Origin of the sequence: Sphingomonas aerolata (assembly GCF_003046295.1) — a bacterium.
Taxonomy (GTDB): domain Bacteria; phylum Pseudomonadota; class Alphaproteobacteria; order Sphingomonadales; family Sphingomonadaceae; genus Sphingomonas; species Sphingomonas aerolata.
Map to the genome: position 1 here is coordinate 465,511 of NZ_PZZN01000001.1, position 23,728 is coordinate 489,238.

Below are 23,728 nucleotides of genomic sequence, written 5' to 3' on the forward strand. Positions count from 1 at the left end.
GGATCGTTCGCGCTTACTTCAGCTTCGCGGCCGTCTCGGCGATCCGCTTGCCCTGGTAGCGCGCACCGTCGAGTTCGACGCTGCTCGGCATCCGGCTGCCGTCGCCATCCGAGATCGTCGTCGCGCCGTAGGGCGAGCCGCCCTTGACCGCGTCGACGCCCATCTGCCCCTGGAAGCCATAGTCCAGGCCGACAATCGTCATGCCGTGATGGAGCAGGTTGGTCAGGATCGAGAACAACGTCGTCTCCTGCCCGCCATGCTGGCTCGCAGTCGAGGTAAACGCACCGCCGACCTTGCCGACCAGCGCGCCGGAGAACCACAGGCCGCCGGTCGTATCCCAGAAGGACGCCATCTGCGCAGGCATCCGCCCGAACCGGGTCGGCGCACCGACGATGATCGCGTCATAGTCCTTCAGTGCATCGGGGCCCTCGATCTCGGCATGCGCGCTGTCGGTCTTGAAATGCGCCGACTCGACGACCGACTGCGGTGCGGTCTCGGCGACCCGGCGGATGTCGACTTCCGCGCCGCCCGCGCGCGCGCCTTCGGCGACGGCATCCGCCATCTGCTCGATATGGCCGTAGGACGAATAATAGAGAACCAGAACCTTGGTCATGTCAGTCTCCTCAAAGGCAGATCATCCCGGCACAGGCCGGAATGGTCACAGGATGATCGGTAAAATTACTCGGAGTCCACCAGAACGATCTCGGCCTCGTCGAGTGCCGTGATCCGCACCGTCCGGCCGCCCGAAAGCGCCGCACCGTCGCGTGTGTTGATGGTCTCGTCGTCGATCGTGATCGCGCCGGTCGCCGGGACAAGATAGGCGTGACGCCCCTCGCCGACCGCATAGTCGACGCTGTCGCCCGCCTTCAGCGTCGCAGCCAGCACCCGGGCGTTCGCCCGGATCGGCAGCGCGTCGCCGTCATCGGCAAAGCTGCTTGCCAGCGTCACGAACTGCCCCGAGCGCTCGCCCTTGGGGAACGGCTTCGCACCCCAGCTTGGCGAACCACCCTTGCGGCTGGGCTCGATCCAGATCTGGAAGATCGTCGTCGTCTCGGGCTCCAGATTATACTCGGCATGGCGGACGCCCGAACCGGCGCTCATCACCTGGACGTCGCCGGCCTCGGTGCGCCCCTTGTTGCCGAGCGAGTCCTGATGCGTGATCGCGCCGCTGCGGACATAGGTGATGATCTCCATGTCCTGGTGCGGATGCGGCGGAAAGCCCGAATTGGCGGCGATCTGATCGTCGTTCCAGACGCGGATCGCACCCCAGCCCATCCGCGCAGGATCATAATAGCTCGCGAACGAGAAATGATGCCGCGCATTCAGCCAGCCATGATCGGCATGGCCCAGGCTGTCGAAGGGGCGGCGGTCTACGGTGTTGAGAGTCGTGGTCGTCATGAGAGGTCTCCACTTGTTGGCACCAAGATAGACACTGGCATCGCACCGTAAATAGAAACGCTGGAAACCGATCGTTTCGATTGCTAGCAAACGTCACCGCTGCGGAGAGTGAATGATGCGCCTTCCCGACCTCGAAGCCTGGGCGATCTTTGCCAGCGTTGTCGAACATCGCTCGTTCAGCGCCGCCGCCGACGCGATCGGACTGAGCAAGGCGACCGTATCCAAGGCGATCACCCGGCTCGAGGCGCATCTCGGCCAGTCGCTGTTTCATCGCACCTCGCGCCGTCTCGCGCTGACCGAAGCGGGCAAGCCGCTTGCCGAGCACGCCGCGCGGATCCTCGGCGAAGCGCGCCTCGCAGAGGAGTCGGCGAACGATGCCGCGAGCGCGCCGACGGGTCGCGTGCGGCTGGCCGCGCCGATGAGCTTCGGGATTACCAATGTCGCGCCGCTGCTGGCCGAGTTCCTGGCCGCGCATCCCGGCATCGAGATCGACCTGCATCTGTCCGACGCGCGAGTCGACATCGTCGCGGAAGGGTTCGACGTGGCGTTGCGGATCGCCGAGCTGCCCGACAGTTCCCTGCGCGCGCGACGGCTGTGCAGCATCCAGGCGCACACCGTCGCCGCGCCTGCCTATCTGGCGGCGCACGGAACGCCGACGCATCCCGCGCAGCTCGGCGAACACCGCCTGATCGGCTATTCGAACGTCGTCGGGCCCTGGCGGTTTCAGCGCCCCGGCGAAAGCGACGTTTCGGTGCGGTTGCAGGGTCAGCTCACCGCCAATAGCGGCGAGGCGGTCGTCCCGGCGCTCGTCGCCGGTCTCGGCATCGCGCGGCTGCCCCATTTCATCATCGAGGCGCAGCTCGCGTCCGGTGCGCTGGTAACGCTGCTCGACGACTGGGCGCCCGCACCGATCGGCCTCCACCTGCTGACCCCGCCCAGCCCGCTCCGCCCGGCCCGGGTCGAGGCGCTCATCGCGTTCCTCGGCGCACGGCTTCGCGACCCCGGCTGAACCGCGCTGGCTGGACCCCGACGGAACCCCCTACGGAACAATGCTCGCCGCCAGGCTATTGCTGTGAGTCACCACGGAAGGATGTCGATGCTCCCCTACCAGACCGCGCCCCGGGCCCGCCGCGCATGACCGGCGCGATCCATCCCGCCCCGCCGACCACGCTCGTCATCTTCGGTGCGATGGGCGACCTGACCCGCCGATTGCTGATGCCCGCGCTGACCAACATGACCCGACTCGGCATGATCGGCGAAGATTTCTCGGTCCTCGGAATCGGCATCGAACCCGGCGACGACGACACGCTGCGCACCGCGCTTGCCACCTTTCGCGCCAGCGCTCCCGCGGCGCATGCCTCGCCCGAGCAGGAGGCTGCCTGGGACCGGTTGCAGGCGCGCGTCCAGTATATGCAGGGCGATTTCACGCAGGACGACGTCTATGCACGGCTGAGCGACCGGCTATCGGGCAACGCCGCCTTCTATCTCGCCGTGCCCGCGCGATTCTTCGGCGACATCGTCGATCGGCTCGCGGCCAACGGGCTGACGCATGAAAGCAAATCCGCGTTTCGCCGGATCGCGATCGAGAAGCCGTTCGGCCACGACCTCGCCTCCGCGCAGGCGCTGAACGCGCGCATCCTGTCGCACGTCGCCGAGACACAGATCTACCGGATCGACCATTTCCTCGGCAAGGAAACCGTCCAGAACATCATGACCGCGCGCTTTGCGAACATGATGATCGAACGGGTCTGGAATGCCGACTGTATCGCGCATGTCCAGATCACCGCCGCCGAGACTGTCGACGTCGGCACGCGCGGTGCGTTCTACGACGCGACGGGCGCATTGCGCGACATGGTCCCTAACCATCTGTTCCAGTTGCTGGCGATGGTCGCGATGGAGCCCCCTGCGAGTTTCGACGCGGAGGCCATCCGCAACGAAAAGGGCAAGGTGCTGAAAGCCGTTCGGGCTTATTCGCCCGCCAAGGCACGTCGCAACGGCGTCCGCGGCGCCTATGGTGCGGGGACGATCGGCGAGCGCGCCGTCCCCGCCTTCACGGCATCGCCCGACATTGCCCCCGACAGCACCACCGAGACCTATGTCGCGCTGAAGCTGATGGTCGACACGTGGCGCTGGGCGGGCGTGCCCTTCTACCTTCGCACCGGCAAGGCAATGGAGATACGCGATACCGAGGTCGTGATCACCTTCAAGCCCGTGCCGTTCGCACAGTTTCACGCGACCGCCGCCGAGAAGCTGCCGCCCAACCGCCTGATCATCCAGATCCAGCCCGATGAGGGGCTCAGCATGGATATCAATATCAAGCGCCCCGGGCTCGAGGTCGACACCGCGCCGATCGCGCTCGATTTCCGCTACGCCGACTCGTTCGATATCGGCGCGATGACCGGGTATGAGTCGCTGATCCACGATCTGTTCGCTGGCGACCAGACGCTGTTCCAGCGCGCCGACGCGATCGAGGCGGGATGGGCCGCGGTCCAGCCGTTTCTCGACGCATGGGCAAGCGAAGGCGCACCCGACACTTACGCCGCGGGTACGACAGGACCGGCGGCGGCAGACGAACTGCTCGCGCGCGACGGGTTTGCTTGGCACACGCTCGACCCGGCGAAGACGTGAGCCCGCGCCGCGACTCGGTTGCCGGGCTCTGATGACGGAGTTTTGGTCGGTTCCGTACCAAGAGTTCGTATAACGCTCTCATTTAAGACGGAATTAACCTTTTGCTTTCAGATGTTCTTTGGTTAATGAATCAACGGCGGATCGCTTAGCAGGGGCTGGCGTTTTCGCTAAACGGGGGACAACCCATGCGCGTGCTGCTGATCGAGGATGAGCCTACCACCGCCAAGGCCATTGAGCTTATGCTCACGACCGAGGGCTTCAACGTGTACATCACCGATCTGGGCGAAGAGGGCCTCGATCTTGGCAAGCTGTATGATTACGACATCATCCTGCTCGATCTGAACTTGCCCGACATGCACGGCTATGATGTCCTGAAGCGTCTTCGTGTCGCCCGTGTTGCGACGCCGGTGCTGATCCTGTCAGGCGTCAACGAAATGGACTCGAAGGTTCGCAGCTTCGGGTTCGGTGCGGACGATTACGTCACCAAGCCGTTCCACCGCGAGGAGCTCGTCGCGCGGATCCACGCCGTCGTGCGCCGTTCGAAGGGCCATTCGCAGTCGGTCATCCGCACCGGCAAGCTCGCCGTGAACCTCGATGCCAAGACGGTAGAAGTCGATGGCAGCCGCGTTCACCTGACCGGCAAGGAATATGCGATGCTTGAGCTGCTCTCGCTGCGCAAGGGCACCACGCTGACCAAGGAAATGTTCCTCAACCACCTCTATGGCGGGATGGACGAGCCTGAACTCAAGATCATCGACGTCTTCATCTGCAAGCTGCGCAAAAAGCTCAGCCTGGCGTGCGATGGCGAAAACTACATCGAGACCGTCTGGGGCCGCGGCTATGTCCTGCGCGAACCCGACGAGATGGTCGAAGCGCAGGTCGCCTGATCTGCTCGGCTGCGCGACCCAAAGGCCAAGGTCGCGTCGCTTCTCCTCAGAAGTTCAAGCTTGCAACCTTGCCTGATGGTGTCAGTTTAGTCTTCATCGGAGGTGTTCCATGAAGACTATCCTGCTCGCTGTCGGACTGATTGCCTGTCCCGCGGCTGCTTCTGCGCAACTTGGCGTTCCTGGCCCCAGCGGCTTGATAGGTACCAGCGCGCCGTTTCCCGGAAATCCCGGCTGGACGCCGCGCACGAACATTTCGCCCCCGTCGATCACGCCGACGATGCGACGCGAGCGCGAGGCGCGGTTGCAGCTCGTCCTGGCGACCTTCCCCGACCTGCCGACCACTCTCGCAGCGGCACCGCCCCGCCAGCGGGCTGCGCTCTACGCGAAGGCCGAACACAAGGCGGTCTGGGCGCGGATCAACGCGCGCGCATCGAAGGACGCCAGCGGCGACCTTTGAGGCTACCGGCCGGCTATTTCCGAACCCAGACCTTCTCGCCCCCGATCCAGGTCTCGGCAACCTTGATTGCCCGCAGTTCGGTCGGTGAAGCGATCATCGGATCGCGGTCGACGACGATGAAGTCCGCGCGCTGTCCGGCGGCGAGCGCGCCGAACTTCGTCTCGGCAAACCCCGCATAGGCGGCGGCGCCGGTCATCGCCCACCACGCCTGTTCGCGCGAGATGAGCTCCTGCGGCTGCCACCCGCCCTGCGGCTGACCGCTCGCATCCTGCCGCGTAAATGCGGCGGCCCAGGTGGCGAACGGGTCGGGCTTCTCGACCGGGAAATCGGTACCAAAGGCGAGCTTCGACCCGTTCGCCAGCATCGACTTCCAGGCATAGGCGCCGGTCAGCCGATTCGGCCCGAGCCGCGCCTCCGCCATCGTCCGGTCGCTGGTCTGGTGCGTCGGCTGCATCGACGCGATCGTGCCGAACTTGCCGAAGCGCGGCAGGTCGGTGGGATCGACGATCTGCGCATGCTCGACACGCCAGCGCCGGTCGCCCTTGTAGGTCTCGCTCTCGACCTGGATCGCGTCGAGCACCTGCTGGTCCGCGCGATCGCCGATCGCGTGCACCGCGACCTGGAACCCGTCCATCGCCGCGCGGCTCATCTGGTTCTGGAGCTGCGCATCGGTGAGGAAGCCCAGCCCGGTCTGCCCCGGCGCATCGGCATAAGGCTTTAGCAGCCACGCGCCGCGCGAGCCGAGCGCGCCATCGGCATAGAGCTTCACCCCGCCCATCCGCAGATGGTCGTCATACAGCCACGGCGTCGGCCCCTTGCCGCCGATCCGCCCTGCGGTCTCGACGCCCAGCGCATAGCTCATGATCCGGACGCGCAATCCGCCGATATCCGCCATCCGGCGATAGGTCAGCCAGTCGTCGAGCGTGGTGCCCATGTCGGCGACCGCGGTGACGCCGTACCCGAGCAGGATCCGCTGCGCGGTGAGGAAGGCCGCGTCGCGCTCCTTGGGCAGAGGCTGCGGCACGACCTTCTCGACCAGCGATTGCGCGGCGTCGACGAACACGCCCGACGGCGCGCCGCCGCTTTTTTCGATGCGCCCGCCCGCCGGGGCGACCGTGGCACCGGTGATCCCCGCCTCGCGCATCGCGACGCTGTTCGCCCAGCCGGCATGGCCGTCCGCGCGCGACAGCCAGATCGGATGGCCGCCCGAAACCGAGTCAAGATCCGCAGCGGTCGGGAACCGCCCGAGCCCCCAGGCTTCCTGGTTCCAGCCGCGGCCGAGCACCCATTTGCGATCAGGATTGGCCGCGACATAGGCCGCGATCCGCGACTTTGCGTCGTCGAGCGATGTCGCCGCCGACAAATCGAGCGACAGCGCGCCGAAGCCGAGCTCGATCACGTGGCCATGCGCATCGACGAAGCCGGGCAGCACGGTCTTGCCGCCCATGTCGGTACGCCAGTCATAGAGCGGCTTGCCCGCGTTCTTCTTCAATTCCTTGCGGCTGAGCTTGGGGGGCTCCTCCCCCGGCGGCACCAGCCGGGCCACGCGGCCGTCCTTGTCGACCAGGATCGCCTTGAACCGGACGATCTTGCCGCCCTCGGTGATGGTCAGGCCGTTGACGTTGTCGACGATCCCGTCGGCCAGCGCTGGGGTGGCGAGCAGCGACAGGGCGGCAGTTGCGAACAGGACAGGCTTCACTTCGGCAATCTCCGCACCAACGCACTCGTATCCTGCCGCGCGCCGCCCATGGCCTGCACATCGGCATAGAATTGATCGACCAGCGCCGCGACCGGCAGGACCGCGCCGTTGCGCCGCGCCTCGTCGAGCGCGAGCCCCAGATCCTTTCGCATCCAGTCGACCGCAAAGCCGAAGTCAAATTCTTCCTTCGCCATCGTCGGCCAGCGATTGACCATCTGCCAGCTCTGCGCCGCGCCGCCCGAAATCGCCTCGAACACCCTGTCGAGGTCGAGCCCGGCATTCTGCGCGAAGCGGATCGATTCGGACACGCCCTGGATCACGCCGGCGATCGCGATCTGGTTGCACATCTTGGTCGTCTGGCCCGCGCCCGCGTCACCGACATGGACGATCCGCGCGGCATAGGCCTGCATATACGGCTCGGCCTTCGCCATGGCGTCGGCGGAACCGCCGCACATGATCGACAATTTGCCGTTCTCGGCACCAGCCTGCCCGCCCGACACCGGCGCATCGACGACGAGCGCGCGGGCGTCCGCCAGCCGCCGGGCGATCGCAGCGGAGACGGTCGTATGGTCGACGAACACCGCGTCGTCGCGCATCGCCGCGAACACACCGTCCTCACCCAATGTCACCGCGGCAAGATCATCGTCATTGCCGACACAGGTGAACACCGCATCCGCGTCGCGCGCCGCCAAAGCAGGCGTGTCCGCGACCGTTCCACCGTATTTATCGGCCCATGCCAAAGCCTTGGCCTGGGAGCGATTATAGACGGTGACGTCGTGCCCTGCCGCGACGAGATGCCCCGCCATCGGCGCGCCCATCACGCCAGTCCCGATGAATGCCAGTTTTGCCATGGATCAAGCGCATAAGCGGTGTTTCCCCTGCGCGCCAGATGGTCTAGCGCAACGCCTATGGCTACCCTCGCTGCCGTAGCGGCACCCACCCTTCCCGTGTCCATCGACGACGTTCGCGCCGCGCATGACCGGATCCGCGCCTCGATCGTCCGCACGCCGACGCTGATCAGCCGCACGCTGAGCCAGATGACCGGCGCGACGGTCTATCTGAAGTTCGAGAATCTTCAGTTCACCGCGGCCTACAAGGAACGCGGCGCGCTCAATACGCTGTTGCAGTTGTCGCCCGAAGCGTGCGCAAAGGGCGTGATCGCCGCGTCGGCGGGCAATCACGCACAGGGTCTCGCCTATCACGCCAACCGGCTCGGCATCCCCGCGACGATCGTGATGCCGACCAACACCCCGACCGTGAAGGTCACGCAAACCGAAGGACACGGCGCCAAGGTCGTGCTGTACGGCGACACCTTCGACGCCGCCTATGCGCATGCCCGCATCCTCGAGGGCGAATGCGGCTTCACCTTCGTCCATCCCTTCGACGACGCCCGCGTCATTGCCGGCCAGGGCACGACCGCGATCGAGATGCTCGAGGACGTGCCGGACATCGACATGATGGTCGTCCCGATCGGCGGCGGCGGTCTGATCTCGGGCGTCGCGACCGTGACGCGGGCGAACGCCGCGCAGGGCGGTCACGCGATCGAGGTGGTCGGCGTCGAGGCCGAGCTGTTCCCGTCGATGTACAACCGCATCAACGGGACGACGATGCCCTGTGCCGGCGACACGCTGGCCGAGGGGATCGCGGTCAAGGAGCCCGGCGGCATCACCTCCAAGATGGTCGCCGAACTCGTCGACGACATCGTCCTGGTCAGCGAGCGCAGCCTGGAGATGGCGGTCAGCCTGCTGCTCCAGATCGAGAAGACCGTGGTCGAGGGTGCCGGTGCCGCCGGCCTCGCCGCGCTGCTCCAGCATCCCGAGCGCTTCAAGGGGCGGACCGTCGGGATCATCCTGTGCGGCGGCAATATCGACACGCGGCTGCTCGCCAACGTCCTGCTGCGCGATCTCGCACGCTCGGGCCGACTCGCAAGGCTGCGCATCCGCCTGCAGGATCAGCCCGGCGCGCTGTACAACGTCGCCCGGATCTTCGATCAGGAGCGGGTGAACATCATCGAGGTGTATCATCAGCGCGTCTTCACCACGCTGCCGGCAAAGGGGCTGATCACCGATATCGAATGCGAGGCCCGCGATCGTGCGCATCTCGATCGGCTGGTCACCGCGTTGAAGGCGGCGGGCTATGAGACGAGCACTGTCGAACTGGCCTGATCCCCGGCGCCGCCGGGAATTTCTTTTACCACCGCGGGCCGCCCTACTTTCCAGCGGCCCGCACAGGAATCATATACCGCCCGCGCCTTGAGAGCGCTGAAGCCGAGAGAGGGGCACTTTGCGATGACTGCGCCTTTTCGGTTTCCCCGGTTCTTCGTGACCAGCCCCGGCCCCTGCCCCTATCTGCCCGATCGGGAGGAGCGGAAGGTCTTCACCGAGCTGAACGGGCCGCATGCGGTCGAACTCAACGACGCGCTGAGCCGGATCGGGTTTCGACGGAGCCAGGGCGTCGCCTATCGGCCGAGCTGCACCGGCTGCAGCGCCTGTGTGTCGGTCCGTGTCGTGACGCCGGAATTCACGCCCAATGCGACGCAGCGCAAATTGCTCAAGCGGCACGGCGACATCACCGCGACCGTCTGTCGCGCATGGGCGACTGACGAACAGTTCCAGCTGTTGCGCCGCTATCTGTCGGCGCGTCACCCGGACGGCGGCATGGCCGGGATGGACGAGGACGACTATGCCGACATGGTCGAGCATTCGCCCGTCGACTCGCTGATCGTCGAGTATCGCGAACCGGGCATCGGCAGTGCCCCGGGCCGGCTGGTCGGCGCCTGCCTCACCGATCGCCAGGCCGACGGGCTGTCGATGATCTACAGCTTCTTCGCAGCGGATGACGCATCGCGGCCGGGCTTCGGCAACTATATCATCATCGACCACATCCTGCGCGCACGCGGTGCGGGGCTACCCTATGTCTATCTGGGCTATTGGGTGAAGGGATCCGGCCGAATGGAATACAAGATCCGGTACCGCCCGATCGAGGCGCTCGGCCCGGGCGGATGGAGCCGCCTGAGCGAGGAGGACCTGCCGGCGGCCGCCCCCGGGCAGGGCCCCGGGCAGGGCAAGGACTAGCCGCCGACGGTCACTGGCCGTCCCGCGACACGACGACATCGACCTCCAGCCGCTCGCCGCCTTCGCCGAGCCGCGAGCCTGCCACCGGCGCGGCCCCTGCGGCATCAAGCGCGACCGCGACCCGGACGTGATGCTCTTCTGGACAGTCCCCGGTGAACGGGTCGAACCCGATCCAGCCCAGCCCGTCGACATGCGCCTCGGCCCAGCCATGCGGCGTCGGACGGTGATCATCCTCGCGTTCGGTCAGCAGATAGCCCGACACATAACGCGCTGGCGCCCCGAGCGAACGCGCGGCGACGATGAACATCTGCGCAAAGTCGCGCGAGGTGGCGCTGTCGAGCCGGAACGCCGCCGCCGCGCCGAGATTTGGCTCGGGACGGCCGGGATTGGCGGTAAAGCGTTCGTGCAAAGCCTCGTTCACCCGGTGCAGCGCCCCGATCCGGCCCTGCGCAGGGGTCGTGACGCGTGCGGCGAAATCGGCAATGGCCTTGTCCTGCGCAGTGGTCTCGGTGGGCCGGAGGAACAGCGCCGGCGGCAGCACCTCATAAGCGCCGTGGACGACGCCGTCGGAATGGCTGGTCAACACCTCGCCCGTGACATCGATCTCGATCCCGTCGATCGGGCCGTCAATATAGAGCATCGTGATGGCATTGCCGAACCCGTCGCGCCCCTGCCGCAGCCGGGCATCGCAGTCGATATCGATCCGCCACTGCGCGACCGTCTGGTCATGCGTGTTCTGCGGGGTCATGCGGAGCATCTGGACGAGTCGGCTCTGCGGCTCGGTGAAGCGATAGATCGTGCGGTGATCGACCGACAACCGCATCAAAGGAACTTGAACTGCCGGCCGATCGCGCCGTGGAGCAGCGCATTTTCCTGGATGAAGGCCTGCAGATACTGGTGCAGACCCGATGCGATCACCTCGCCGGATCGGGTTCGCCCCAGCCGCGAGGCACGGAGCCGCGCCATCCGGTCCGCCTCGCCATGCTGGCCGGTGCGTTTCGCAAGCAGATTGAGCACGTCCACCGTCTCCTCGACCGAGGCTGCAAGACTACGCGGCAGCTCCGCACGCGCCAGCAATAAATCGATGACGTCGGCCGGCCGAAGGCCGTCATTGTACATCCAGCGATAGGCGGTCACCGCCGACACGGTCTGCAATATGGTCGTCCACTGGTCGCGATCGATCGCGCCGCCCAGCTTCTGTCCCTCCGGCAGCAGGATATGATATTTGACGTCGAGCAGCCGCGCGGTGTTGTCCGCGCGCTCGACCGCCTGGCCGAGCCGGATGAACCAGGTCGTCTGGTTGCGCAGCATGCGGTGGATCGCACCTTCGAACCCGCGCGACTCGGTCTTGACCGCCTCGACCAGGTTGAGCTGCGCGGTGGTGCTGCCCGGAGTCGCGCGGTTTTCGAACAACAGCCACGCACGGTTGATCGCGGTCCATGATTCCCGCGTCAGCGCGGTCCGCACCGCCTTGGCATTGTTGCGCGCCATGTCGAGGCAGCGGACGATCGATCCCGGATGGCTGGCGTCGAGCGTGAGAAAGCGCACCACGTCGCGCTGCCCGACCGGCACCCCGGTCTTGGCAAAGGCCTCGTCGGTCTCGGTGACCGCCAGCGCCGATGCCCAGGCGGCCTCGCCCGCCGGCTGCGACGACAGCACGTCGAGGCGCACCGTCGCCTCGACCAACCGCGCGATGAAATCGGCACGTTCGAAATAGCGTCCCAGCCAGTAAAGGGACGAGGCGGTCCTCGACAGCATCAGGATTGCGCCTCCGGCCCGGGCATGCCCTCGCCGAGGGTCTGCGTCATCCCGCCCAGCGCCTGCGTCATGCCGCCCGCCCCCATCCGCTGCGATTGATCCGCCATCAGGACGAAGCTGTCCTTCGTGCCGCCACCCTGGCTCGAATTCACGACCAACGATCCCTGCTTCAGCGCGACGCGGGTCAGCCCGCCCGGCACGACCTGGACGCCCTTCGACCCGGTCAGCACGAACGGCCGGAAATCGACATGCCGCGGGCACAGCCCGGATTCGGCCATCGTCGGTACGGTCGACAGCGCGAGCGTCGGTTGCGCGATATACCGATGCGGCTCGGCGATCAGCGCAGCACGGAAATCCTCGATCTCCTGCTTCGTCGCGGTCGGGCCGACCAGCATGCCATAGCCGCCCGAACCGTCGACCAGCTTGACGACGACGTCCTCAAGATTGTCGAGGACGTATTTCAGCGCTTGGGGCTCGCGGCACCGCCACGTCTCGACATTGGGCAGCTTGCACTCGCCGCCCGAATAGAATTTCACGATGTCGGGCATGTAGCTGTAGATCGCCTTGTCGTCGGCGATGCCGTTGCCCGGCGCGTTAATGATCGCGACATTGCCCGCGGCATAGGCGGCGATAAGCCCCGGCACGCCGAGTGCGCTGTCGGGACGGAAGACCAGCGGGTCGAGATAATCGTCGTCGATCCGGCGATAGATCACGTCGACCTTCACGCGCCCCGCGATCGTCCGCATCCACACGACATCGTCGTCGACCACCAGATCAGCCGCCTCGACCAGTTCGACGCCCATCGTATCGGCGAGGAAGCTGTGCTCGTAATAGGCCGAGTTATAATGCCCCGGCGTCAGCACGACGCAGGTCGGTGCGCTGACGCCGTGCGGCGCGACCGACTTCATCGTCTCGAGCAGCCGGTCGGGATAACTGTCGACCGCCGCGACGCGGAACTCGCGGAACAGCTCGGGGCACAGCCGCAGCATCGCCTCGCGATTCTCGAGCATGTAGCTGACCCCCGAGGGCGTCCGCGCATTGTCCTCGAGCACGAAAAAGTCGTCGGGCCCGGTGCGTACCAGATCGATCCCGCAGATATGCGCCCAGACCCCGTGCGGCGGGCGCATCCCGGCGATTTCGGGACGGAACTGCGCATTGCCCATGACGAGATCCTCGGGGAGGATCCCCTCCTTCAGGATGCGGCGTTCGCCATAGATATCCTCGAGGAACGCATTGATCGCCTCGACGCGCTGGACGAGCCCTTCGGACAGCCGCGTCCATTCGTCATGCAGGAAGACCCGCGGAACAATGTCGAACGGGATGATCCGCTCGGCCGCCTCGTTCTCGCCATAGACGGCAAAGGTAATGCCCAGCTGCCGAAACGTCGTTTCAGCCGCCTGCTGTCGACGCCGCAACTCGGCGTCGGGCGTCTCCTCGATCCAGCGGCCTAGAGCGGCCAGTTCGGGACGGACGCGGGTATCACCCGGTGCCCCCATGATTTCGTCGAACGCTTGTTTCCCCATCGAAATGGTAAATTCCCCATCAAGCGTTGCGGTTCCATGCTGCAACGCTTCCCTGCGCTGCACAAGCCGGATTAGACGCCCAGCCCCGCCAGCAGCGCCGGGGTGAGGACCTGCGGCAGGACGGTCGGTTCGGCCGCTCCCGGCGCATAATAGAGATAGAGCGGCACGCCGGCGCGGTTATGCGCCTCGATGAAGCGGCCCATGACCGGGTCGCCATCGGTCCAGTCGCCGATCAGCACCGCGACCTTGTTCTTGGCGAACGCGTCGCGAACCGTCGCGGTCTCGATCGCCGCCTTCTCGTTGACCTTGCACGTCAGGCACCAGTCGGCGGTGAAATAGACGAACACGCCGCGCTTCTCGGCGCGCAGCGCGGCAAGCTTCGCCTCACTGAACGCCTCGTCGCCGGCGACCGCCGCCCTGGCCGAGGCCGGCGGCGCGCGGGCGATGACGACCGCGCTGCCGACGAACACGACCGCCAGCGCGGCGAGCGTCGCCGCGCCGAACGCCTTGCCCTTGCGCTGCCGGGTGCCGCCGATCCACAGCACCGCGCCGATCGCCAGCACCGCGACGAGCGCGAGGGTCAGGCTGTCGACGCCGGTCTGGCGCCCCAGCACCCAGGCGAGTGCGATCGCGGTCAGGAACATCGGCACCGACAGGACATGCCGGAACGTCTCCATCCACGCGCCGGGCTTGGGCAGCCAGCGCCGCCACGCCGGCACGAAGCCGATCGCGAGAAACGGCAGCGACAGCCCGAGTCCCAGCCCGGCGAACACCGCCATCGCCGCGGGCCAGGGCAGCACGAGCGCAGCGCCCAGCGCTGCACCCATGAACGGCCCGGTGCACGGCGTCGCGATGAATGCGGCCAGCGCGCCGGTCGCAAACGCACCGCTCGCACCGCTCTCGCCCGCGAACCGCGGCGTCGGCACCTCGAACAGCCCGGCCAGGTTGAACGCGATCGCGGTGCTCAGCAGCAGCAGCACGATGATCGCCGCGGGATGCTGCAACTGGAACGCCCAGCCGACCGCAGACCCGCCCGCACGCAGCGCGAGGATCGCCGCGCCAAGGCCGAGGCACACCAGCACGACGCCCGCGGTATAGGCGAGCGCCTCGTGCCGCGCCTCGCGTTCGCTGGCGCCACCGCGCGCGAGGCTGAGCGCCTTCAGGCTCAGGATCGGGAAGACGCAGGGCATGATGTTGAGGATCAGCCCGCCGAGCACCGCGCCCGCAAACGCCGCCAGTGCGGTCGCCCACAGCCCGCCCGCATTATCCGATGGCCCCGCCGCAACGACCCCGGGCGCGGCGCTGACCGCGAGCCCCTGCGCGTCGCCGATCCGCAGCACACCCTCGATCGGCGCATTGGCCTTGCCATTGGCCGCCAGTCGCGTCGCGATCGTCAGCGTATCGCCCGACCGCGTCACGGTCTGGCGCGCGCCATTGTCGATCACGCCGGTGGTGAGGGGGAAGAAATAGGCGTCCTTTGCCCTGGCCCCGGCCGGGAACGGCACCGCGACGCGCAGCACACCCTGGTCGACCGCATAGGTCGCGCCCGCATCGAGCGGCTTGGGGATCGCCCGCCGCCAGCCGGCAAAAGCGCTCGCCTGCGACGGCGCGCCGTCACCGATCGTCAGGTCGAGCGCGAGCGCCTGCTCCTCGGGCACGCAGATCGTCGCCGAACAGACCAGATAGGACGTCTTCAGCCGGATCGGCAGCTTGACGCCCGCCGCCAGCCCCGCCGGCACCTGGATCGTCACGAGCGGCGCATAGGGCGCCTCGTAGACATAGTTCATCAGCCCCGCGATGAGCAGCGTCGTCGGGACGGGCCATTCGGGCTGCCCCGCCGTCACTCCGCGCGGCAGCGTCCAGTCCAACGTCGCGGGAAACCCCGCATCGCCCGGATTGGCCCAATAGCCGTGCCAGTCCGTATCGGGGGTCGTTGCAATCGCGATGGTCAGCGGTGCCCCCGCTTTCGGATGGTCGCTCTCGGCAACGAGGCGCATGCTCAGATGCCGGCTCGACCCGTCGAGCGAGTCCGCCAGCGCCGGCGTCGCCACGAGGCTGCACAGCGCGAGCAGCATCGTCATCAGGACGCAACGTAAACTGCGCATGGCCATCCTTGTTTCGTTCATCGGCCACAGCCATAGCGAGGACGACATCGCATTACATCCGAAAGCAGTCATGCCGCTGCTCGTCAAAGGACTGTCCGTGAAAGCACTTATCGCCGCGTTGCTCCTGACCCCGGCCGCGTCCGTGACCGCGTCTGCGCAGACCGCTCCGGCCCCAGCTTCGGCTCCCGCCCCGGCCGTTGCGGCACCGACCCCCGCAACGCCGCCCAAGCTGATCGTGGCGATTTCGGTCGACCAGTTCGCCGCCGACCTGTTCCAGCAATATCGCAACCACTTCACCGGTGGCTTCACCCGCCTGCTGAACGGCGTGGTGTTTCCGAGCGGCTACCAGAGCCATGCCGCGACCGAGACCTGCCCCGGCCACTCGACCATCCTGACGGGCATGCGTCCCGCGCATACCGGGATCATCGCGAACAACTGGGTCGACCAGCGCGCCGGCCGCCCCGACAAGATCGTCTATTGCTCGGAGGACGAGCGCGTCGCGGGCAGCACGCATGACAGCTACACCGTGTCCGACATGCACCTGAAGGTGCCGACGCTCGGCGAGATGATGAAGGCGCGGGATCCGCGCACCCGCTCGGTCTCGGTCGCGGGCAAGGATCGAGCGGCGGTGATGATGGGCGGCCACAAGGTCGACGAGCTCTGGTGGTGGGACGGCAAGACCTATGTCTCCTATGCGGGCCGCGCGGTACCGCCGGCGGTGCAGCGCACGCGCACCGCGGTCGCCGGGCTGATCGCGCTGCCCCAGGCCGCGCTGCCGCTGCCCGGCTATTGCACGGGCGTGAACCACCCGATCGTGATCGCGGGCAAGACGTACGGCCAGGGCCGCTTCGAGCGCGAGGCGGGCGACGCCAAGGGCTTCCGCGTGTCGCCGGCGTCCGATGCCGCGGTGTTCGCGATGGCGGCGGCGCTGGTGCAGGACATGAAGCTCGGCCAGGGGCCGCAGACCGACATCATCGACATCGGCGCGTCGGCGACCGATTATATCGGCCACACCTACGGCACGCAGGGGTCCGAGATGTGCATCCAGATGGCCGAGCTCGACAAGACGCTCGGCGGCTTCTTCGAGGTGCTGGACGAGACGGGCGTGGATTACGAGGTCGTGCTGACCGCCGATCACGGTGCGCACGACGCGACCGAGCGGCAGCAGCAGCGCGCGATGCCGATGGAGGCGCATATGGACGAGAATGTGCTCGCCAAGCAGGTCGGCACCGCGATCGCCAAGGACCTGGGCCTGCCCGGCAGCGTCCTGCTCGGGACCGAGGGCGACGTCTATATCGACGATGCGCTGCCCGCCAAGACACGCGCCAAAGTGCTGACCGAGGCGCTGCGTCGCTATCGCGCGCTGCCGCAGGTCGCCGCCGCCTTCTCGGCCGCCGAGATCATGGCGACGCCGATGCCGACCACCCCGCCCGAGACCTGGACGCTGATCGAACGCGCGCGCGCCTCCTATGCCGAGGGCCGCTCGGGTCAGTTCGTCACGCTCCTGAAGCCGCGCGTGACGACGATCGTGTCGCCCGCCGGCGGCTATGTCGAGACGCACGGCAGCCCCTGGGATTATGACCGCCGCGTGCCGATCCTGTTCTGGCGCAAGGGGATCGCGGGGTTCGAACAGCCGCTGTCGGTGGAAACCGTCGACATCGTCCCGACGCTCGCAGCAACGATCGGCCTGCCAGTGTCGGGGCTCGACGGCCGCTGCCTCGACCTCGACGCCGGCGCGGCGAGCACCTGCCCGAGCTGAGGAGCCCCGTCGGACCGCCCTTTCCGTCATCCCAGCGAAAGCCTGGATGACGGGGGGGGGGGGGTATGGAGGCCGGTGCTACCGGCCCACTTTTCCCGACGGCTCTTCCAAAAACTACCGCGTCTCGAACGCCCGCAACCCCGGCCCCAGCCGGTTCGCCCCCAGCGCCAGCCGGTCATGGCTGTAATCCGCCAGGAATGCGGGGCTGGTCGCATCGCCCGGTGCCAGCCGCGCGTCATTGTCCTCGACGCGCAACCCGGTCGAGCGATAGGTCTTCGCCTCCGCCGCGACGACGATCAGACCGGTGTGGTTCTCCTTCTTCCGCCCCTGCACGAAGGTGTTGCGCGCGATCAGCCCGGTCGCGCCTTCGGGCAGGTCGATCATGTAGTTGGTCTTGCGCCCCGCGCTGTCGTCGAAGCTGTTGTCGGTGATCGAGACGGTCGGCACGCGCAGCTTGACGTAATGCCCGCCGGTCCCGCGCTCGAACCGCGAGCGGGTGATCGTCACGCTGCCCTGGTTCGCGAGATACACGGCATGCGAACAGCTGGGCGACTGGTCGCACTGGCCGAGTCCCGAAAAGGTCGACCGGTCGATCGTGATCCGCTGCCCGCTCGGCTCACCACCGAGGATGCCCTCCTGGCTGTCGATGAACATCGCGTTGACGACGCTGAGATCCCCCATCTCGGTGCGGATCCCCGCGCCATTGCCGTCGGGGACGCTGTAGCCGCGAAAGACCAGGCCATCGACGACCGACCCCTGCCCGCGCAGCACCAGCGCCGCCTTCTCCTCGCAGGCCACGCCTTCGAAGATCGCGGTACCCGGCTCCACCGCCTTGAAGGTGATCCGCCCGCCCGCCTGCACCGCGCATTGCCGGTAGGTGCCCGGCGCGATCAGGATCGTCGCAGTGCCGAGCCGGATCGACGAGACCGCCTCCTGCAGTGTCGCAAAGCCTTGCCCATCGACGGTAAAGGGCGCGGCGCGCCGCACCGGCGCCTGGGCCGAGGCGGACGCGGCGACCAGCACGAGCAATAAAAGCGATCGGTTCAAGCAGGGCACTCCCTCATCGGCTCGCCACGATTGCGCCGCCACGCCCCATCCTTAGCGCGGATGCGCCCCGGCTGCCGATAGCGGGGGCCCGCCCCGCGTCCCGCAATGGCGCAGCCTGCAAACGGATCGACACCGGTTCGACCGTAGCGAAGCATATTGCCGCCGCCTGCCCGGCCGCATACCACCCCGCAGCATAAAGCCGGCGGGGGGGCCCCGACCGCGCGAGAGGGGGAATGCATGCACGCCATGACACCGACGGAGGTCTTCCTCCTTGCGATGCTTATCATCTTCAGCGTCCCCTATCTGGTCTGGCGGCTGGGCCGGACCGATTACTGGGCACCGCTGGTCGTTGTGCAGATCTTCGGCGGCATCCTGCTCGGACCGGGCGTGCTCGGCGCGCTCTTCCCCGATTATTATGCGACGATCTTCACGCCTGCGACAATCGGCTCGCTGAACGGCGTCGCGTGGTGGGCGGTGATGATGTTCGTGTGGGTCGCTGGCATCGAACTCGATCTCGGCGCGGCATGGCGACATCGCCGCGAGACCGCGGTCACCGCCGGCCTTGCGCTGGCGGTGCCGCTCGCGACCGGCAGCATCGCCGCCGCGCTGATGCTGCGCTATCCGGGCTGGGCAGGCGTGTCGGGCGCGCGGTGGCAGGTTATTCTGGGCATCGGCATGGCCTGCGCGGTCACCGCGCTGCCGATCCTCGTGCTGTTCCTCGAAAAGCTCGAGGTCCTGCGTGAGCCGATCGGCCAGCGCATCCTGCGCTATGCCAGCCTCGACGATATCGCGATCTGGGGCGTGCTCGCGCTGATCCTGCTCGATTGGGAGCGGGTTGGCCGGCAGGCGGGCTTCCTGGTCGGCTTCGCGGTCGCCACCCTGCTGATCCGCCGACTGATGGCGCGGATCCCTGAGCGCGATCGCTGGTATGTCAGCCTGATCTGGCTCGCCGGCTGCGGGTTCGCCGCGGACTGGGCGGGGCTGCATTTCATGGTCGGCGCGTTCCTGTCGGGCGCGGTGCTCGACGCGAAATGGTTCGACCAGATCCGGATGGACGACTTCCGCCGCTTCGTGCTGCTCGCGGTGATGCCGGTGTTCTTCCTGTCGACGGGGCTGAAGACGGAGTGGGCGGTCGGCGGGATCGCGGTGTTCGCCGCCGCGGCATTGCTGTTATTCGCCTCGGTCGGCGGCAAGCTGGCGGGCGTTCACGCCGCCGGGCGGATCCTCAAATGGCGCCCGGGGGAGGCATCAGCGATCGGCTGGCTGCTTCAGACCAAGGCGCTCATCATGATCATCTTCGTCAACATCCTGCTCGACAAGGCGATCATCACCAACGAAACCTTCACCGCGCTGCTGCTGATGGCGTTGGCCAGCACGATGCTGACCGTGCCGATGGTCGCACCGAAATTGAAGAAGCTGGCGGCATTGGTCGGGCGTAGCGCCTGACAGCCACAGGCATGGCGCCACCCCGGCGAAGGCCGGGGTGACGTCACGGTTCGGGGTTCAGTCCAGGTTCGGCCGCAGCCAGCGCTCCGCGATCGGCAGGTCGACGCCGCGCCGCGCCGCATAGTCTTCCAGCTGGTCGCGGCCGACGCGGGCGACACCGAAATACTCCGCCTGCGGGTGGCCGAAGTAGAAGCCCGAGACGGCTGCGGTCGGGAACATCGCGAAGCTCTCGGTCAGTTCGAGCCCGGTCGCGGTTTCGGCATCGAGCAGGTCGAACAGGATCGGCTTCAGGCTGTGATCGGGGCATGCGGGATAGCCCGGCGCGGGGCGGATGCCGCGATACTGCTCCTTGATCAGTGCGTCGTTGGTCAGCTGTTCCTCGGGCGCATAGCCCCACAGCTCCTGACGGACATGCTTGTGCAGCCGCTCGGCAAACGCCTCGGCGAAGCGATCGGCGAGCGCCTTCAACAGGATGTCGTTGTAATCGTCATGCCCCGCCTTGAACCGCGCGATATGCTCGTCGATCCCGTGGATGCCGACCGCGAACCCACCGAACCAGTCGCCTGCGGGATCGACGAAATCGGCGAGGCACATGTTCGCGCGCCCCTCGCGCTTCGAAATCTGCTGGCGCAGCATCGGCAGGCGCACGTCCTCGTGCGGCATGTCGTGGCGGCGCGTGTGCGAGACGACCACATCGTCCCCCTCGCGCCGCGCCGGCCACAGCCCCACGACCCCGCGCGGCGTCAGCCATTTCTCCGCGACGATCGTGTCGAGCATCGCCTGCGCGTCCGCATAGAGCGAACTCGCGCTCTCGCCGACGACCTCGTCGGTCAGGATCGCCGGGAAGTTGCCCGCCAGCTCCCACGCGCGGAAGAACGGCGTCCAGTCGATATAGTCGCGCAGGTCGGTCAGGTCCCAGTCCGCGAACACATGGACGCCGGGCTTCGCGGGCGCCCCGGGCTTCAACGCAAAGTCCGCGACGAACCCGCGCTCGCGCGCCGTCTCGATCGGGATAAGCTCGCTCTGGCCCTTGTTGGCCCGCGCCACCCTCACCGCTTCATATTCGTCCGCGGTCTTGGTCACGAACTCGTCGCGGATCGTGTCGCTGACGAGCGTCGACGCGACACCCACCGCGCGGCTCGCATCGAGCACATGCACGACCGGGCCGTCATAGGCGGGCGCGATACGCAGCGCGGTGTGGACCTTGGAGGTGGTCGCCCCGCCGATCAGCAGCGGCATCGTCATGCCTGCGCGCTTCATCTCCTCGGCGACCGTCACCATCTCGTCGAGGCTCGGCGTGATGAGGCCCGACAGCCCGATCATGTCCGCGTCATTCTCGTTCGCGGCCTCGAGGATCTTCGACCACGGGACCATGACGCCCAGATCGACCACGTCGAACCCGTTGCACTGCAGGACCACGCCGACGATGTTCTTGCCGATGTCATGCACGTCGCCCTTGACCGTCGCCATGATGATCTTGCCCTTGCCGCGCGCGCCGGGCTCCTTGGCCGCCTCGATGTAAGGCAGCAAATGCGCGACCGCCTTCTTCATCACGCGCGCCGATTTCACGACCTGCGGGAGGAACATCTTGCCGCTGCCGAACAGGTCGCCGACGACGTTCATGCCGTCCATCAGAGGACCTTCGATCACCTCGATCGGACGACCGCCATTGCCGTCGATGATCAGCCGCGCTTCCTCGGTATCCTCGACGACGTGCAGGTCGATGCCCTTTACCAGCGCATATTCGAGCCGCTTGTTGACGCCCAGCGAACGCCATTCGGCGGCCGCCTTCTCGGCCACGACATCGGTGCCGCGATACCGCTCGGCGAGCTGGACGAGCCGCTCACCCGCTTCGGGATCCTTGTTGAGCACGACATCCTCGACCGCCTGACGCAGCTCGGGATCGATATCGTCGTAGATGTCGAGCTGGCCGGCGTTGACGATCGCCATGTCCATGCCCGCGGGGATCGCATAATATAGGAACACGCTGTGCATCGCGCGGCGGACCGGCTCATTGCCGCGGAACGAGAAGCTGAAGTTCGACAGTCCGCCCGAGATATGGACGTGCGGACAGCGCGCCTTGATTTCGCGGCACGCCTCGATGAAGTCGACGCCGTAATTGTCATGCTCCTCGATCCCCGTCGCGACCGCGAAGACGTTGGGATCGAAGATGATGTCCTCGGGCGGAAAGCCGATGCCGACGAGCAGCTTGTAGGCGCGCTCGCAGATCTCGACCTTGCGGTCCTTGGTGTCCGCCTGCCCGACCTCGTCGAACGCCATCACGACCACCGCGGCGCCGTATGCCATGCACTTCTTGGCCTGGCTGAGGAACTGCTCCTCGCCCTCCTTCATGCTGATCGAATTGACGATCGGCTTGCCGCTGACGCATTTCAGCCCCGCCTCGATCACGCTCCATTTCGAGCTGTCGACCATGAACGGGATGCGCGCGATGTCGGGTTCGGCGGCGATCAGCTTCAAGAACGTCGTCATCGCGTGGTGCGCGTCGAGCAGCCCCTCGTCCATGTTGACGTCGAGCACCTGTGCGCCGCTCTCGACCTGCTGGCGCGCGACCTCGACCGCGGCAGGATAGTCGCCCGCCATGATCAGCTTCTTGAAGCGGGCCGATCCGGTGACGTTGGTGCGCTCGCCGATGTTGACGAAGGACGTGGAGGAGGGAGTGGTCATCGGTTCATTTCTTCCCCCCCTCCCGCAAGCGGGAGGGGGTCGGGGGGTGGGCGCCCGCCATCCGCGGGCCTAGTCGTTGGGGGAGAGCGCGAGCCCACCCCCTGCCCCCTCCCGCTTGCGGGAGGGGAAGAAAGTCAGGCCGCCATCGTGAACGGTTCGAGCCCGGCGAGCTTGGTCCGCACCTCCGGCCGCGAGACCGCCCGCGGTTCCAGCCCGCGCACGCCGTCGGCCATCGCCTTGATATGCGCAGGGGTCGAGCCACAGCAGCCGCCGAGTACGTTGACCTGCTTGGCCACCGCCCATTCGCCGACCAGCCCGGCGGTCGTCGCCGGCATCTCGTCATATTCGCCGAGTTCGTTGGGCAGCCCGGCGTTCGGGTAGATCATGATCAGCGTGTCGGCGATGCCGGACAGGGTCTTCACATGCGGCCGCAGCTGCTCCGCACCGAACGAGCAGTTGAGCCCGATCGTGATCGGCTTGGCATGCCGCACCGCGTGCCAGAACGCCTCGACCGTGTGCCCCGACAGGTTGCGGCCCGACAGATCGGTCAGCGTCATCGACAGCATGATCGGCACGTCGCGCCCCAGGTCGTCGCCCGCCTCGATCGCGGCCATGATCCCGGCCTTGGCGTTGAGCGTATCGAACACCGTCTCGATCAGGATGAAGTCGACGCCGACCCCCTCGCCGCCTTCGAGCAGCGCGTCGATCTGTTCGCGGTAGACGCCCTTCAGATAATCGAAGTCGATCTCGCGATAGCCCGGATCGTTGACGTCGGGGCTCAGCGACAGCGTCTTGTTGGTCGGCCCGATCGCGCCGGCCACGAACCGCGGCCGGCCGTCCTTTGCCTCATATTCGGTCGCGAGCGCCCGTGCGATCTTCGCGCTTTCGACGTTGATCGCGCGGACCAGATGCTCGGCGCCGTAATCCGCCTGGCTGATGATGTTCGCGCTGAACGTATTGGTCGACACGATGTCCGACCCCGCGTCGAGATATTCGCGCGTGATCGTCTGGGGCACGTCCGGCCTGGTAATCGCCAGAATGTCGTTGTTGCCCTTCTGGTCGTGGCTGAGCCCGAGGTCGCCCGCATAGGCCGCCTCGTCGAGCTTCCAGTTCTGGATCTCGGTGCCGAACGCGCCGTCGGTGATCAGGATGCGCTTGGCGGCTTCCGCGTTGAAACGTTCACGTGGTGTCATCGATTGGACTCCCCCCTCCCGCAAGCGGGAGGGGTCGGGGGTGGGCGCCCGCTATCCTCGGGCGGTATC

The 23,728-nt window shown here is 66.9% G+C and carries 19 protein-coding genes; 8 read left to right on the forward strand and 11 right to left on the reverse strand.

Translation table 11 applies throughout. The features are described from left to right. Positions 1 to 13 precede the first annotated feature (13 nt). A complete protein-coding gene (wrbA, locus tag C8J24_RS02230; protein WP_107929982.1) occupies positions 14 to 613 on the reverse strand; it encodes an NAD(P)H:quinone oxidoreductase in 600 nt (199 codons plus the stop codon). A gap of 65 nt (positions 614 to 678) precedes the next feature. Further along, positions 679 to 1,398: a pirin family protein gene (locus C8J24_RS02235; RefSeq protein ID WP_107929984.1), complete on the reverse strand. Its 720-nt coding sequence runs from the start codon at positions 1,396 to 1,398 to the stop codon at positions 679 to 681. A gap of 115 nt (positions 1,399 to 1,513) precedes the next feature. Between C8J24_RS02235 and C8J24_RS02240 the strand changes: the two genes are divergently transcribed. The 4 genes from C8J24_RS02240 (at position 1,514) to C8J24_RS02255 (ending at position 5,370) form a co-directional block, all read left to right on the forward strand. Then, the gene (locus tag C8J24_RS02240; protein WP_031396651.1) at positions 1,514 to 2,407 is read left to right on the forward strand and encodes a LysR family transcriptional regulator; all 894 of its coding nucleotides are present in this window, start codon (positions 1,514 to 1,516) and stop codon (positions 2,405 to 2,407) included. 125 nt (positions 2,408 to 2,532) lie between these two features. Next, a complete protein-coding gene (gene zwf, locus C8J24_RS02245) occupies positions 2,533 to 4,026 on the forward strand; it encodes a glucose-6-phosphate dehydrogenase (RefSeq protein WP_107929986.1) in 1,494 nt (497 codons plus the stop codon). A gap of 185 nt (positions 4,027 to 4,211) precedes the next feature. Further along, entirely contained in the window at positions 4,212 to 4,913 is a 702-nt protein-coding gene (ctrA, locus tag C8J24_RS02250; protein ID WP_031396653.1) for a response regulator transcription factor CtrA, read from the forward strand. 109 nt (positions 4,914 to 5,022) lie between these two features. Further along, positions 5,023 to 5,370 carry a hypothetical protein gene (locus C8J24_RS02255; protein WP_146163616.1) on the forward strand — a complete coding sequence of 116 codons (348 nt, stop codon included), beginning with the start codon at positions 5,023 to 5,025 and terminating at the stop codon, positions 5,368 to 5,370. A 13-nt stretch (positions 5,371 to 5,383) separates the two neighbouring features. On the opposite strand, the gene C8J24_RS02260 is transcribed toward C8J24_RS02255, so the two are convergent. Continuing rightward, positions 5,384 to 7,069 (reverse strand): amidohydrolase, encoded by a 1,686-nt coding sequence (locus C8J24_RS02260; RefSeq protein ID WP_244180354.1) that lies wholly within the window; start codon positions 7,067 to 7,069, stop codon positions 5,384 to 5,386. Beyond that, the gene (locus tag C8J24_RS02265) at positions 7,066 to 7,920 is read right to left on the reverse strand and encodes an NAD(P)-dependent oxidoreductase (RefSeq protein ID WP_107929990.1); all 855 of its coding nucleotides are present in this window, start codon (positions 7,918 to 7,920) and stop codon (positions 7,066 to 7,068) included. The genes C8J24_RS02260 and C8J24_RS02265 overlap by 4 nt, the downstream gene beginning before the upstream one ends. 57 nt (positions 7,921 to 7,977) lie before the next feature. Here C8J24_RS02265 and C8J24_RS02270 point away from each other — a divergent pair, with 57 nt between their 5' ends. Continuing rightward, a complete protein-coding gene (locus C8J24_RS02270; RefSeq protein WP_056674504.1) occupies positions 7,978 to 9,234 on the forward strand; it encodes a threonine ammonia-lyase in 1,257 nt (418 codons plus the stop codon). A 123-nt stretch (positions 9,235 to 9,357) separates the two neighbouring features. Beyond that, complete coding sequence (locus C8J24_RS02275; RefSeq protein ID WP_107929992.1) at positions 9,358 to 10,143, forward strand: arginyltransferase; 786 nt, start codon at positions 9,358 to 9,360, stop codon at positions 10,141 to 10,143. A 10-nt stretch (positions 10,144 to 10,153) separates the two neighbouring features. Here the strand turns inward: C8J24_RS02275 and C8J24_RS02280 are convergent, their stop codons facing one another. The 4 genes from C8J24_RS02280 to C8J24_RS02295 all read right to left on the reverse strand — a co-directional run bounded on the left by C8J24_RS02280 (position 10,154) and on the right by C8J24_RS02295 (position 15,529). Next, entirely contained in the window at positions 10,154 to 10,966 is an 813-nt protein-coding gene (locus C8J24_RS02280) for a transglutaminase family protein (protein WP_107929994.1), read from the reverse strand. Further along, complete coding sequence (locus C8J24_RS02285; RefSeq protein ID WP_107929996.1) at positions 10,966 to 11,901, reverse strand: alpha-E domain-containing protein; 936 nt, start codon at positions 11,899 to 11,901, stop codon at positions 10,966 to 10,968. The genes C8J24_RS02280 and C8J24_RS02285 overlap by 1 nt, the downstream gene beginning before the upstream one ends. Then, complete coding sequence (locus C8J24_RS02290) at positions 11,901 to 13,424, reverse strand: circularly permuted type 2 ATP-grasp protein (RefSeq protein WP_107929998.1); 1,524 nt, start codon at positions 13,422 to 13,424, stop codon at positions 11,901 to 11,903. Before C8J24_RS02290 ends, C8J24_RS02285 begins: the two co-directional genes overlap by 1 nt. Before the next feature lie 71 nt (positions 13,425 to 13,495). Beyond that, positions 13,496 to 15,529, reverse strand: a complete 2,034-nt coding sequence (locus C8J24_RS02295; protein ID WP_208620898.1) for a protein-disulfide reductase DsbD family protein — start codon at positions 15,527 to 15,529, stop codon at positions 13,496 to 13,498. Between the two features lie 70 nt (positions 15,530 to 15,599). Here C8J24_RS02295 and C8J24_RS02300 point away from each other — a divergent pair, with 70 nt between their 5' ends. Then, on the forward strand, positions 15,600 to 17,288 hold the full coding sequence (locus C8J24_RS02300) for an alkaline phosphatase family protein (protein ID WP_167396721.1): 1,689 nt from the start codon (positions 15,600 to 15,602) through the stop codon (positions 17,286 to 17,288). A 114-nt stretch (positions 17,289 to 17,402) separates the two neighbouring features. Here C8J24_RS02300 and C8J24_RS02305 read toward each other — a convergent pair whose 3' ends face one another. After that, positions 17,403 to 18,335, reverse strand: coding sequence for a polysaccharide lyase domain-containing protein (locus C8J24_RS02305; protein ID WP_107930003.1), 933 nt, complete (start codon positions 18,333 to 18,335; stop codon positions 17,403 to 17,405). 237 nt (positions 18,336 to 18,572) lie between these two features. Here C8J24_RS02305 and C8J24_RS02310 point away from each other — a divergent pair, with 237 nt between their 5' ends. After that, complete coding sequence (locus C8J24_RS02310; protein ID WP_107930005.1) at positions 18,573 to 19,781, forward strand: cation:proton antiporter; 1,209 nt, start codon at positions 18,573 to 18,575, stop codon at positions 19,779 to 19,781. A gap of 57 nt (positions 19,782 to 19,838) precedes the next feature. Here C8J24_RS02310 and metH read toward each other — a convergent pair whose 3' ends face one another. Further along, positions 19,839 to 22,466: a methionine synthase gene (gene metH / locus C8J24_RS02315; RefSeq protein WP_107930008.1), complete on the reverse strand. Its 2,628-nt coding sequence runs from the start codon at positions 22,464 to 22,466 to the stop codon at positions 19,839 to 19,841. Between the two features lie 134 nt (positions 22,467 to 22,600). Next, entirely contained in the window at positions 22,601 to 23,659 is a 1,059-nt protein-coding gene (locus C8J24_RS02320; RefSeq protein ID WP_031396518.1) for a homocysteine S-methyltransferase family protein, read from the reverse strand. Positions 23,660 to 23,728: the final 69 nt, after the last annotated feature.